This window comes from Furfurilactobacillus curtus, from assembly GCF_045862785.1.
GTDB lineage: Bacteria > Bacillota > Bacilli > Lactobacillales > Lactobacillaceae > Furfurilactobacillus > Furfurilactobacillus curtus.
Genome location: NZ_BQXO01000006.1, coordinates 67,802 through 80,097, shown reverse-complemented (window position 1 = coordinate 80,097; position 12,296 = coordinate 67,802). Strand labels below are relative to the sequence as shown.

The following is a 12,296-nucleotide window of genomic DNA, read 5'->3' as shown; positions in this document are numbered from 1 at the left end:
GGCAAAGGCCGGCTAACTGGACAATTACACAACCACTAAATAACCGCCTTAGCTAATTTTCCCACACAAAAACCATCATCCAGTGTAACATCCTGCTGAATGATGGCTTCTTAGCAAAATTTTTATAATGATTCAATAATGGCCTGCATGTTTCGTATGGTTGCTTTACGACCTAACAACTCCATTGATTCTGGTAATTGTGGCCCATGCATTTCGTGAGTCGCCGCAATTCGCAGTGGCATGTATAGCGCGCGTCCACGAATTTTGGTGTCTTTTTGGATTTCCTTAATTGTCTTTTGAATCTGATAAGCATCAAATACAGCTAACTTATCAGCTCGTTGAACGAATTCGGTCAGCACCGTCTTCGCGGTATCGGCAGCCAACTCTTCTTTGGCTTCATCCGTGATTTGAGCCGGTTCTTGGAAGAAGACATCCTTACTCATGTCCACGATTTGCGCTGTGTAGGACATTTGTTGTTTGTAAAGGCTTACCAACTTGCGTACCCATTCCAGGTGTAATTGGTTTGGATCATTTTCAACCAAGCCAGCCCGAATCAACTCTTGTAAGCTGCTGTCAAAGATTTCATCTTCAGGAGCTGCCTTCACGTATTGATTGTTGATCCATTCTAGCTTTTTGCCATCAAACTTAGCTGGCGATTTTGATAAGCGCTTTTCATCAAACATTTTGATCAGTTCCTTTTGCGTGAAAATTTCATTTTCACCCACCGGTGACCAACCTAATAAGGTAATGAAATTTAACATTGCATCAGGCAAGTAGCCCAATTCACGATACTGTTCAATGAATTGAAGGACTGTTTCGTCACGTTTCGATAATTTTTTACCAGTTTCAGTATTAATAATCAGCGTCATGTGACCAAAAATTGGTGCTTCCCAGCCGAACGCTTCATAAATCATCAATTGTTTTGGCGTATTGGCAATATGATCGTCTCCACGTAAAACGTGACTGATTTCCATCAAATGATCGTCAACCACAACAGCAAAGTTATAGGTCGGCATCCCATCACGCTTTTGGATCACCCAATCGCCACCGATGGTATCTGAGTTGATGGAAATATGCCCCTTAACAATGTCTTCCCATGCGTAGTCACGATTCTTTGGCACGCGAAAACGGACGACCGGTGTTAACCCATCAGCTTCAGACTTCGCTTGAGCTGCCGCAATTTCTTCATCACTCATGCCTTCATATTCATAAACATAGTGCGGCGCTTGCTTATTTGCCTGCTGACGTTCTCGATCAGCAGCCAATTCTTCCTCAGTCTTGTATGATTTATAGGCCAACCCTTGGTCAAGCAAATCCTGGATCAGCTTTACATAAATCTCTTTACGTTCAGATTGCCGATAAGGGCCAAAGTCACCAGGTTTGTCAGGACCTTCATCCCAGTCAATTCCCAGCCATTTCAAGTTGTCTAACTGACTTTTTTCACCGTCAGCCACGTTTCGTTTCGTATCAGTATCTTCAATCCGAATCACAAACGTTCCGTTGTTATGCCGCGCAAATAAGTAGTTAAATAACGCGGTTCGGGCATTTCCAATATGCAAATGTCCGGTTGGTGACGGTGCATAACGCACCCGAATTTTATCCTTGGCCACAATCAGCGCCTCTTTCTTAATAAATTAGTGTGTCTGCCATTTATGTTACCTTTTTGGGCAGGCTTTTTCAATAACGCCTGGCCCAGAGAGTGTGAACCAGACTGGCTTGAGACCGAGCAACAACTGGAAATCACGGACGGGTGGCTTCACCCGGTAGTGGTTGTTGGTTGTGCACAGGGCTCAGGTCTGGTGAGCACGTTTACGCGAAAGTTTAGTATCTTGGCAGTTTAGAATAGTATCAAGATTAAGCTCTGGCAATATCGCTCACTGTTGGCCAATCTAAAAGCATCTTGTCCGTTTATAACTCGATGTGAAGAATAACACTGCCGATCTTTATACCAACCAGTAGACCGCTTTGCCCTCCAGCAACCTCTGATAAGCTTTATTGGTGTTCCAAATCCGATTGGATTTTTGATCAGGCATTCATCAAACGTTTTTTGCGCATTCTTTCTTCCGATAGAGGTAATCTGACCAGTCATCCCCTAAAACAACCACTTATCTACAAAGCTTGTCGCTAAGAACATCATTGCGGTATGTTAACAATAATTTAGAAAGATGGTGATGCCATGAAAATCTCATTTGCATTTGTTTCAAGTATTCTCGAACCTTATATCACAATCCACGCCCCCATGAAGACTCCAGAAATCCTGCAGTTAGGTCAAGCAATCAAAGATTTAACTGCCCCTTGGCAATTAATCGGTTATCGCGGTCACGAAACTAAGTTAGTTTCGGCCTTCCAAATTAGCCGATTGTATACTGAAGATAAACGCGTTGTCGCGGAGCTAAACAGTGGAGAGCGCTATATCGTTCACAAACCAATTTATCAATTAGTTCAAGCGTTGCCATCACCTACCTTTTTACAAATTTCTAGTAGTGAACTCGTCCGCAGTGGTTGGATCAAAAAATTCAAGCTGACCCGTGCTGGAATGTTTCAGGTGATCTTCAAAAATGATGAGATCAGCTATGCTTCGCGTCGATACACACAACGATTACGAAAGGATTTTTTAAAATGAGAAAAATAATCGCAGCCATTTTGTGTGGTATTCCAATAGGTATTACGGTCGGTTTCATAATCAGCTTATTTTTTTCTGTCATTTATCGATCACAAAGCTATTTACCTTCAACACCGACATTTATTGCACAGTTCTCCTCACCACTGATAGCCACAATTGTCTCTAGCGTTTTATGGGCATTAATTGGCATCGTCTTTAGTTTAACTAATCTACTTTTCCAAGTTGATTCATGGAGTATAACGCGCCAAACTGTAGGCCATTTTGTGCTGAGCTATCTTGGATTTACACCCTTGGCCATCCTTTGTGGCTGGTTTCCAAAATCCATCGCTTGGCTTGCGCTATTTTCGCTTATTTATCTCGTCATCTACATTATCGTTTGGTTCATCAGTATGTCGATTGCCCAGGCCGAAGTGCGTCGACTTAACCGTATGTTTAAGCAATCTTGATTAGATCAAAAAAGCGCCGGGTTAAGCCAGCGCTTTTTGACATTACGATTTCCGTGAGTTCTTCTTATTCGGTTTAGATGGCGCTGAATTTGGTTTTGGTGCACCGCTACTGGGCTTTTCGTTTAACCCACGCGTTGAATGTGTTGGTTTTGCGAAAATCATGCGGCCAGCATCCGTCTGCAAGGCACTTGTTACCGTGACGTCAAGATGTTCATTGATGTAGTAGCGACCGTCCTCCACGACAACCATCGTGCCATCATCCAAGTAAGCTACACCCTGTTGACGTTCCGTCCCATTTTTGACCACCATCACGTTAAGCTGTTCGCCCGGAATCACTCGGGGCTTCAACGATTTCGCTAACGCATTGATATTCATGATCTGTACGTTTTGAAATTGGCTCACTTTATTCAAGTTGTAGTCATTGGTAACCACCACTGCTTGCATCTGTTTCGCCAATTCGATCAACTTGTCATCAACCTCGGGGATGTCTTTGAAATCACCCTCGTACATTTCAATCGGCATAATCTTTTCATTTTGAAGCTTGTTCAAAATATCCAGTCCACGCCGACCGCGCACACGTTTGATACTGTCACTAGAATCCGCAATATATTGGAGTTCCTGCAACACAAAATTAGGAACTAACAAGGTGCCTTCGAGAAAACCAGTTTTGATGATGTCGTAAATTCGCCCGTCAATCAAAATATTAGTATCTAAAATTTTGTAATGGTGATAATTCGGTTCACTTTCATCAATGATTTCGCCGCTTTCATTGGTTCGTTTATTGCGTCGAAAGCTGAGCGAAAATAACCGCCGCCACTCATCGGTTCGCGTTGTGCCTAACCGGAATCCTAAGTATCCCAGTAGCAGCATCAGCACCACCGGAATCAGTGTATTCGTTAGAAACATCGGCGTTTGAAAGAAAATCGTCGAGATCAAAATCGCAAAAACCAAACCGACAATGGTCCCCAAACTACCAAACAGTAAGTAGATCGGGCTTTGCTTCGCTAAATATTTCTCCGCACGATTCACCAGTTTTTCAATATAACCGACTAACAGAAACGAAAGTAAATACAGAATAATTGCACCAAACACAATGTTAGTCAAAAAGTTATTGATCAAGCCATTACCAGACAAACCGACGAGCCCCCAAAACACTGGGAGAAAACGAAAGCCTGCCCCGATTCCAGCAATCACAAATAATAATTGAATCACAAGTCTTTTGGTCATTTTCATTGTTTTCACCTCCCTTCAAGTCAACTAACGACGTGCTAGGCCAGCGCTAGCTTCAATGCTTCGCTGATGGTCGTAACGCCCACAACCTCAATATTAGACGGTGGGGTCCAGCCCTGTAAGTTGTTTTTTGGAACAAAAATACGTTTAAAACCTAACTTTTGCGCCTCGGCGACACGTTGCTCAATCCGATTCACCCGGCGAATTTCACCAGTTAGGCCGACTTCGCCAACAAAGCTATCACTTGATCGTGTTTCTTTATCACGGTAACTCGAAGCAATTGAGACGGCAATCGCTAAGTCAATTGCTGGCTCATCTAACTTGACACCACCAGCTGCTTTCAAGTAAGCATCTTGGTTTTGTAGCATCAAGTTAGCGCGTTTCTCGAGCACTGCCATGATCAAAGAAACTCGATTACGATCAAGTCCTTGAGCAGTCCGTTGCGCATTGCCAAAGACAGACGGTGTAATCAGTGCCTGTACCTCGACTAGAATCGGTCGAGTTCCTTCCATTGACACGACGATCGCGGATCCAGTCGCCCCGGACAACCGTTCCTCTAAGAAGATTTCGGATGGATTTGCCACTTCGCGCAGTCCATCTTCACGCATTTCAAAGATTCCTAACTCGTTCGTAGAGCCAAAACGATTTTTGACGGCCCGCAGAATGCGGTACGTGTGGTGCAAATCACCTTCAAAGTACAGGACTGTATCAACCATGTGCTCTAAAATCTTTGGCCCAGCAATCGCGCCACCTTTCGTCACATGACCAACAATAAAAATTGTAATTTGATTCGTTTTGGCGATCTGCATCAATTCCGCTGTCACTTCACGAATCTGGGCCACAGAACCGACTGCCGAAGTAATATCCGGTTCTTGCATCGTTTGGACAGAATCAATGATGACAAATTTGGGGTCTAAGGCGGTAATCTGTTCGCGAATATTATTCATATCCGTCTCAGGATACAAATAAAATTCATCACCACCAACGCCTAAACGATCCGCACGCATTTTAATTTGGGTGGCACTCTCTTCGCCAGAAACGTATAGTACTCGGCCTCCAGTATCGTTTAATTGTCCGGAAACTTGCGTTAACAGCGTTGATTTACCAATTCCTGGATCCCCACCGATTAAAACTAGTGACCCAGGAACCACGCCGCCGCCTAACACGCGATTAAATTCTTTTAGCGCTGTTTTCACACGGGGTACTTCAGCTAAGCTGACGTCCTTAATTGGTTGAGCCGTCGCTGTCTGACCAGTAAAACTAACCCGCGCTTTACGATTAGGAATATCGTCACTAATCTTTTCTTCAACTAACGTATTCCACTCGCCACAATTTGGACAGCGCCCTAAATAGCGTGGTGAGGAATAGCCACAGTTTTGACAGACAAATTGGGTTTTTGTTTTCGCCACAATTGTTTCCTTTCATACAAGTTTGACCAATGTTAACCAATCAATAATTACAGTCTACCACATGCCCGCCTGAGTGCAATTAGTTCGCAACCGATTTGAATTTTCTTAATCTTTAATGTTTTCCTGAAGAACCGAAACCCCCATTGCGTTCCATCTGGGGTGTGGTTTCACCGTCGATGGTTAAGAATGGCACAAAAATTCCTTGAGCGATTCGTTCACCTTTTTTGATCGTCACGTCAGTCAGTCCATAATTGATCAGTTGGACAAAAATTTCACCGTCGTTGCTATCATTGCTATAGTAATCCGCATCGATCACCCCAACCCCGTTTGGCAAAATTAAACGACGCTTTAAGGGCCCAGATGAACGGTTCACGAGCAAAAGGACCTCATCTGGCTGCATAAAAGCCTTAATCCCCGTGGGAACTAAAAAGGGCTTCAATTCTTGATCAGCTGTCGTTAACAGCTCTGGTGTTAGCGCCTTACCATGTCGCATATGCCACAAAGCCTTTAAAAAGTGTCCACGCCAAATTGATGGTAAGGTAAAATCGCTCACAGCTGCTAGATCATAACCGGCAGCAGCTTTTGTTTGCCGTTGTGGTAGCGGTACTGGATCGTCTGCCAACCGTTTGACCACCTCAAAACCACGTGTCTTTGCCATTAAATTGCACCTCATTTAGTTAATTTAGTCACTTACCTTTCATTATAGAGTAAGCCCTCTGGAGATGATAGCATTCTGCTATTCTCAAAAAATCAGAGCAAAACAAGCTGGGTGATGTCGAGCACTAGTTGAGGTGGACTGATTGGCGCTTCTTGCCAATTGGTCGGCCTAGACTAGGCACAGACATCAGGCTTGTGTAGCTCGACAAAAAAATCAGAGCAAAACACTGAGCATGAATTATGATAGGATGGTACATGGCAATTAAACAAACTAATACCGCCGGAATAATTTGGTAGGAGATTCATGCAATTCCAACGAGATCAGCAGCAGATAACATTAATTGAAAATGATCGGCTTACAGCCGCAGCCACATTTCCCGTTATTGATCCACAGACTTGGGCGGTAGAACATATTTGGGTGGCAAACAGTTATCCAGATCGTCAGGCACTAGCTGGTCAGCTGATTGACCACATTGCTGCCCTCGCTCAAGCGGAACACGTGAAGCTCTTGCCCCTTGATCCGTATGCTAGACAGTATTTGCGGCACAATAAACCAACCCTAATTCGCTAATCGTTAAGGAGTAATTCATTATGGCAATGACACAAGATGAACTAAAACAGCAAGTTGGCCAACGCGCCGTTGATTTTATTGAAGACGGCATGGTGGTTGGCCTTGGTACCGGCTCCACTGTGAAGTACATGGTAGACGCCTTAGGCAAACGTGTTCAAGAAGAAGGTTTAAACGTGGTTGGTGTCCCAACTTCGGATCGTACACGTGAACAGGCTCGTTCACTAGGAATCCCCGTTCAAGGTGTTGATGACGTGGATCACATTGATTTAACCATTGATGGTGCCGACGAAATCAGTGACGACTTCCAAGGAATCAAGGGTGGTGGCGCCGCCCATCTGTGGGAAAAAATCGTCGCCGTTAACTCAACCAAGAACATGTGGATCGTCGACGAAAGCAAGCTTTCCCATAAATTAGGCAGTTTTCCACTGCCATTAGAAGTGATCCCTTATGGCTCTTCCCAAGTCGTTAAAAAATTGGCTGCTAAGGGCTACAACCCGAAAGTTCGTATGCGTAACGGTGAACACGTCCTCACTGATTCAAAAAACTACGTGGTGGATCTCAGTTTAGGTGAAATTGATCATCCCCATGAATTAGCCAGTGAGTTGATTCAAATGGTGGGAGTCGTTGAGCAAGGTCTTTTCTTAGACACGGTCAACACGGTGATTGTTGGCCGGCCTGATGGACCAGAAGTGTTACACGCTCGCTAATCACATTAATCGTAAAAAAGGAACCAGCAGGCAAAGCTTGCTGGTTCCTTTTTTGAAAAGATCTTTAATTAATGTTGGTGCGCTTGGGTAATTTGCTGACCAAATTCCGTTTCATCAAAATGATCAATGACCTGTTCCAGGTCTGCTTTTGACAAACTAGCTCCGAATAGTTCGCTTCCTGGTTCCGTCATAATGCCATCGGCTAGCTGATAATGGATTACCGTATCAAACCCCATAACCTGAACAAAGTCAGCCACTTCATCAACAGCTTTACGCTGGCCCCCAGTTACGAATAGTGCTTTGCGTTTTGGGTCACCTAGCGGGCGAGCGTCGTCTTGAAGATTGTGATAGCCCATGTGATTAAATGTTTTGACGATCGTACTCTTATTGAAATAAGCCTGGACTTGCTCGCTAGAAGTAGACGACGGATCGAGGACTTCTTCCCGAATACCATCAGTTTCCCACCAATAATTCATCGCATCAATTACAAGTTTATCTTTTAAAAGCTTGGGATTGATGTTCTGATAACGGCTCAGTGGAATAGCTAAAATAATCAAATCGCTCTTATTAACTACACCTTGATTAGTCGCAGCCACCGCGCCAGGCACCAATGTTTCAATCGTCAATGCGATCTTTTGAACCGATCCAGAACCGGAGATCCGTACATTATAACCGGCAGCGAGTGCCAATTGCGCTAAGGTGATGCCAACCTTTCCGGCACCTAAGATACCAACCGTTTTAATTTCAGCCATGATCACTTATCCTCCGCCAACAGTTCTTTAACCCGTGGAATCACCTTGGTCGCATAAAGTTCAATCATGCGTTCACGTTGAGCAGCTGTCTGATTGCCAGCGCCATAAACTAAGTCAAAGCGTCCCAAATCGAGCAGTTTAATGGTCCGCGCCATACGCTGGGCGACGTGTTCTGGATTACCCACATAAAATGAACCAACTTGAGTTTCATTATCAAATTGTTCACGGCTCATTGGTGCCCATCCCCGGGTCAAACCAATCCGGTCAAAGTTCGCCTTGATGTTTTTCCAGGCCACATCGACGGCCTCATCTTCATCATCCGCAATAAAACCGTGTGAATGAACAGCAACTGGCTGAACTGGTTGATGGAACTGCTCGGCTGCCTTCTTGTAAAGGTCGACATAAGGCGCGAATCGATCCGCTTGGCCACCGATAATCGCAATAATTACCTTGTAACCATATTTAGCTGTTCGGATAATTGATTCCGGTGAACCACCAATACCGATATAGGTCTCTAGCCCATCATAGTCCGTTTTTGGATAGACATCTTGATCCTTAAGCGATTCGGTAAACTTACCAGACCAGGTCACTGGTTTTTCTTTAATGAGTTGATCATACAAAGCTAACTTTTCATTGAACAAATCGTCATAGTCTTTTAGATCATAACCAAACAACGGGAAAGATTCCGTGAACGAACCTCGTCCCAACATCACTTGGGCCCGGCCGGCTGATAAACCTTCCAATGTCGCAAAACGTTCATACACGCGAACCGGATCATCAGAACTCAACACTGTCACTGCAGTAGCCAACTTAATGTGATTAGTCACTGCGGCGATTGCGCCTAAGACAATCTCTGGGCTCGACACACTGTAGTCCGGTCGATGGTGTTCACCAACGCCAATTACATCAATTCCCAACTTGTCAGCAAGCTCGCCTTCCTTAACGATTTGCCGAATGGATTCACCCGCGGTTAACAAGCTGCCATCTTCTTTAGCAACGATGTCCCCAAAGGTTTCAACCCCGAATTGTAATTTATTTACGTCTACCATAACCGATCCTCCCATTACTTACTTTTTGTAAGTGAATAACGTTAGAATACGTCATCTTATTAAAAAAAGCAATCCTTCTAGTCAAAAATAAAACCGTCAAAAGCAAGACATCAGTCGACAAGCGGCATTGCTTGGCTAATATCCGGCTCATGGCGGTTTAGTTTGGAAATGATGATTACCTAAAAATCTTCTGAAGATCCTTCCTTGGCCTCAACATTCTTTTTATTACGCCATAACCGAACGTAATACAGTAACGTTAGTAAGACCAAGACGACGATCCCGACTGATACTGAAAGACGCGTATCCGGATTCAAAAACATGAACACTAAAATAATTAACAACGCGGCAATCGTAAAGTAGTTTGAAAATGGATACCACGGCATCTTAAACGGATGTTCTGCCATCGCATCTGGATGAACCTTTCGAAAACGTAATTCGGCGATTAAAATAACGAACCATGGTACCATTCCTGGGAGCACACTTGAACTATAAACGATCACAAATAAGTTAGCTGACGCATGACTGTAATTTGCTAATAGTGTGTTCAACGTCAAGCCAATAAAAATTCCGGCCGAAATGGCTAAAGTCGCACGGCGTGGCACATAATGACGCGATAACTTGCTGAAGCCCCGCCAAGTTTCATCGTCATGACCTAATTTATATAACATTCGACTTGAGCTATAGATACCTGAATTAGCCCCTGACATTGCGGCGGTCAAGACCACAAAGTTAATGATACCAGCCGCTCCGGCAATGCCGACTTTCGAGAATGTTTCCACAAATGGTGAACCTAAAGCCGACAACTGGTTCCACGGAAAAATGGTTACGATGACAAAAATAGCTCCAACGTAGAAAATTAAAATTCGCCAAACGATTGATTTAACGGCCGCAACAATCGCGTGTTTCGGATTGGCTGCTTCACCAGCGGTAATTCCGAGTAACTCAATTCCTTGATATGAGCCAACGACTACTGACATTGCAAAGATGAAGCCTTTAACACCACCGGTAAAGAAACCACCATGAGCCCACAGATTACTTAGCCCAATCGCATGCCAGTGGTTACCTAGGCCAAAGAAAATAACTAAAATCCCGATCACAATCATAATAATAATGGTAACGACTTTAATCATGGCAAAATAAAATTCCAACGTGCCATACGCGCGTGCCGAGGCTAAATTAGCCAATGTTAGCATAATAATCACTACCACGCCGGCCAACCACTGCGGTACATTTGGCCACCAATAACTTAGATATTGACCAACGGCGATTACTTCACTAATACCAACAACCACGAATTGGAATACGTTACTCCACTTGGTCAAGTAACCGACAACAGGATGAATATAATGACTAGCATAATCAGCAAACGAACCCGTCGTTGGATTAACGTAAATCATTTCACCTAACGCTCGCATCACTAAGTACAATAAAAATCCTACGAAAGCATATGCAAGTAAAACTGATGGCCCTGTCCACTTGATGGTGGCGGTAGAGCCTAAAAATAGACCGACACCAATGGTGCCTCCTAGCGCAATCATTTGCATTTGGTTTGACGTTAATGAACGTTTTAACGTTGGCTCTACCGTTTTTTTATCCATAAGCTGCTCTCCTCTGGGACCTGTCTTTGTTAAGAGAAAAATAAAACGGCCAACCCTGCCACCTTTTCAGGTGTCGTGGTTGGCCGTTTTATCATGCAACGCGTGCATCACAAAACCCCCAACCACCAGACTGTGGTTGAGGAGGATGTTGTGCTGCTGATTGCGGCGTTGTGGTTGATTTCATTATTTAATTTCATCATGACAACGCCTCCCGTTTTGTTTGATTATTAAAATACTACTTATCAAATTCTAATGCAAGGACTTTTTTATCAGAGTGTGAGCCAGACTGGGTGAGACCGAGCAACAACAGAAAATCACGGACGGGTGGGTTTCACCCGGTAGTGATTGCTGGTTGTGCACAGGGCTCAGGTCTGGCGAGCACGTTTACACCAGAGTGTGAGCCAGACCGGGTGAGGCCGAGCAACAACGGACAATCACAATTGGGCATTGTTGGCCCGGTTGTGGTTGTTGGTTGTGCACAGGGCTCAAGTCTGGCGAGCACGTTTACACCAGAGTGTGAGCCAGACCGGGTGAGGCCGAGCAACAACTGGAAATCACGGACGGGTGGGTTTCACCCGGTAGTGATTGCTGGTTGTGCACAGGGCTCAAGTCTGGCGAGCACGTTTACGTAGGAGCATAAGCTCAAGCATGGTTTTAACCATCAACCAAGTCTAGCTAATCTTCTTCGATGCAATCGGTCCGCGATAATTTGAACGACGACTGTTGCTATCGGCGTCAACACTCCGATTTCTGGCAGAACAAAGATACCCGCAATGGCGATAATATCCCATAGACCATTGCCAATTAGCATGTACCGACCGCCCTGACGCTGCGTAAAGGCGGCTAATCCAGGAACGTCCTGATTATCACGACTCAGTAAGTATGCCATCAACTGAGCAGACAATAGCCAAATGATATTTTCAACAATATAAACCAGTTCAGCACCCCAGTATTGTGGAAAACGGCCGACAAAGGAGGTTGTCACCGGCAGAAATGATAGAAAGAACAACCAAATACTGATGCCAATGAAACCCGGTAACTTCACTCGTTTAATCGTTAAAAACATGCCGTGCTGCACATACCAGCTAAACATCACTAGAATAAACGTCATCAAGTATGAGAAAGCCATCCGCCACTCACTAAAAAACACCTGTAGACTAGGCTTATTTGGCACATGAATTTCCAAAATCAATACCGTTAACACGATGGCAATAATTGCATCGATAAATGCCTCAACACGACTCTTGTTCATTA

General features: G+C 44.3%; 12 protein-coding genes. 4 read left to right on the top strand and 8 right to left on the bottom strand.

Translation table 11 applies throughout. The annotated features are described in order from the left end of the window. Positions 1-122 precede the first annotated feature (122 nt). Positions 123-1,610, bottom strand: coding sequence for a glutamate--tRNA ligase (gene gltX / locus ACKTR2_RS09150; RefSeq protein ID WP_407884699.1), 1,488 nt, complete (start codon positions 1,608-1,610; stop codon positions 123-125). A 566-nt stretch (positions 1,611-2,176) separates the two neighbouring features. Between gltX and ACKTR2_RS09145 the strand changes: the two genes are divergently transcribed. Then, positions 2,177-2,623 (top strand): LytTR family DNA-binding domain-containing protein, encoded by a 447-nt coding sequence (locus tag ACKTR2_RS09145; RefSeq protein WP_407884698.1) that lies wholly within the window; start codon positions 2,177-2,179, stop codon positions 2,621-2,623. Then, positions 2,620-3,069 (top strand): DUF3021 domain-containing protein, encoded by a 450-nt coding sequence (locus tag ACKTR2_RS09140; protein WP_407884696.1) that lies wholly within the window; start codon positions 2,620-2,622, stop codon positions 3,067-3,069. Before ACKTR2_RS09145 ends, ACKTR2_RS09140 begins: the two co-directional genes overlap by 4 nt. 42 nt (positions 3,070-3,111) lie before the next feature. On the opposite strand, the gene ACKTR2_RS09135 is transcribed toward ACKTR2_RS09140, so the two are convergent. From ACKTR2_RS09135 to ACKTR2_RS09125, 3 genes are all read right to left on the bottom strand, one after another. Then, positions 3,112-4,302, bottom strand: a complete 1,191-nt coding sequence (locus ACKTR2_RS09135; RefSeq protein ID WP_407884694.1) for a PIN/TRAM domain-containing protein — start codon at positions 4,300-4,302, stop codon at positions 3,112-3,114. Positions 4,303-4,337: 35 nt separating this feature from the next. Continuing rightward, complete coding sequence (gene radA / locus ACKTR2_RS09130) at positions 4,338-5,708, bottom strand: DNA repair protein RadA (RefSeq protein WP_407884692.1); 1,371 nt, start codon at positions 5,706-5,708, stop codon at positions 4,338-4,340. 112 nt (positions 5,709-5,820) lie between these two features. After that, positions 5,821-6,366 (bottom strand): dCTP deaminase/dUTPase family protein, encoded by a 546-nt coding sequence (locus ACKTR2_RS09125; RefSeq protein ID WP_407884690.1) that lies wholly within the window; start codon positions 6,364-6,366, stop codon positions 5,821-5,823. A 303-nt stretch (positions 6,367-6,669) separates the two neighbouring features. Between ACKTR2_RS09125 and ACKTR2_RS09120 the strand changes: the two genes are divergently transcribed. Both ACKTR2_RS09120 and rpiA read left to right on the top strand, forming a co-directional pair. Continuing rightward, on the top strand, positions 6,670-6,936 hold the full coding sequence (locus ACKTR2_RS09120; RefSeq protein ID WP_407884688.1) for a GNAT family protein: 267 nt from the start codon (positions 6,670-6,672) through the stop codon (positions 6,934-6,936). Between the two features lie 26 nt (positions 6,937-6,962). Then, positions 6,963-7,643 (top strand): ribose-5-phosphate isomerase RpiA, encoded by a 681-nt coding sequence (rpiA, locus tag ACKTR2_RS09115; protein WP_407884739.1) that lies wholly within the window; start codon positions 6,963-6,965, stop codon positions 7,641-7,643. 68 nt (positions 7,644-7,711) lie between these two features. On the opposite strand, the gene ACKTR2_RS09110 is transcribed toward rpiA, so the two are convergent. From ACKTR2_RS09110 to ACKTR2_RS09095, 4 genes are all read right to left on the bottom strand, one after another. Then, entirely contained in the window at positions 7,712-8,395 is a 684-nt protein-coding gene (locus tag ACKTR2_RS09110; protein WP_407884686.1) for an NADPH-dependent F420 reductase, read from the bottom strand. A 2-nt stretch (positions 8,396-8,397) separates the two neighbouring features. After that, positions 8,398-9,444, bottom strand: a complete 1,047-nt coding sequence (locus ACKTR2_RS09105) for an LLM class flavin-dependent oxidoreductase (protein WP_407884684.1) — start codon at positions 9,442-9,444, stop codon at positions 8,398-8,400. 179 nt (positions 9,445-9,623) lie between these two features. Continuing rightward, on the bottom strand, positions 9,624-11,042 hold the full coding sequence (locus ACKTR2_RS09100; RefSeq protein WP_407884682.1) for an amino acid permease: 1,419 nt from the start codon (positions 11,040-11,042) through the stop codon (positions 9,624-9,626). 661 nt (positions 11,043-11,703) lie between these two features. Continuing rightward, entirely contained in the window at positions 11,704-12,294 is a 591-nt protein-coding gene (locus ACKTR2_RS09095) for a TMEM175 family protein (protein WP_407884680.1), read from the bottom strand. Between the last annotated feature and the right edge of the window lie 2 nt (positions 12,295-12,296).

Coding starts and splice junctions, on each gene's coding strand:
- ACKTR2_RS09095 (WP_407884680.1), bottom strand. CDS start 12,294: ATGAACAAGAGTCGTGTTGAGGCATTTATCGATGCAATTATTGCCATC.
- ACKTR2_RS09105 (WP_407884684.1), bottom strand. CDS start 9,444: ATGGTAGACGTAAATAAATTACAATTCGGGGTTGAAACCTTTGGGGAC.
- rpiA (WP_407884739.1), top strand. CDS start 6,963: ATGACACAAGATGAACTAAAACAGCAAGTTGGCCAACGCGCCGTTGAT.
- ACKTR2_RS09145 (WP_407884698.1), top strand. CDS start 2,177: ATGAAAATCTCATTTGCATTTGTTTCAAGTATTCTCGAACCTTATATC.
- ACKTR2_RS09135 (WP_407884694.1), bottom strand. CDS start 4,302: ATGAAAATGACCAAAAGACTTGTGATTCAATTATTATTTGTGATTGCT.
- ACKTR2_RS09120 (WP_407884688.1), top strand. CDS start 6,670: ATGCAATTCCAACGAGATCAGCAGCAGATAACATTAATTGAAAATGAT.
- ACKTR2_RS09140 (WP_407884696.1), top strand. CDS start 2,620: ATGAGAAAAATAATCGCAGCCATTTTGTGTGGTATTCCAATAGGTATT.
- ACKTR2_RS09110 (WP_407884686.1), bottom strand. CDS start 8,395: ATGGCTGAAATTAAAACGGTTGGTATCTTAGGTGCCGGAAAGGTTGGC.
- ACKTR2_RS09100 (WP_407884682.1), bottom strand. CDS start 11,042: ATGGATAAAAAAACGGTAGAGCCAACGTTAAAACGTTCATTAACGTCA.
- ACKTR2_RS09125 (WP_407884690.1), bottom strand. CDS start 6,366: ATGGCAAAGACACGTGGTTTTGAGGTGGTCAAACGGTTGGCAGACGAT.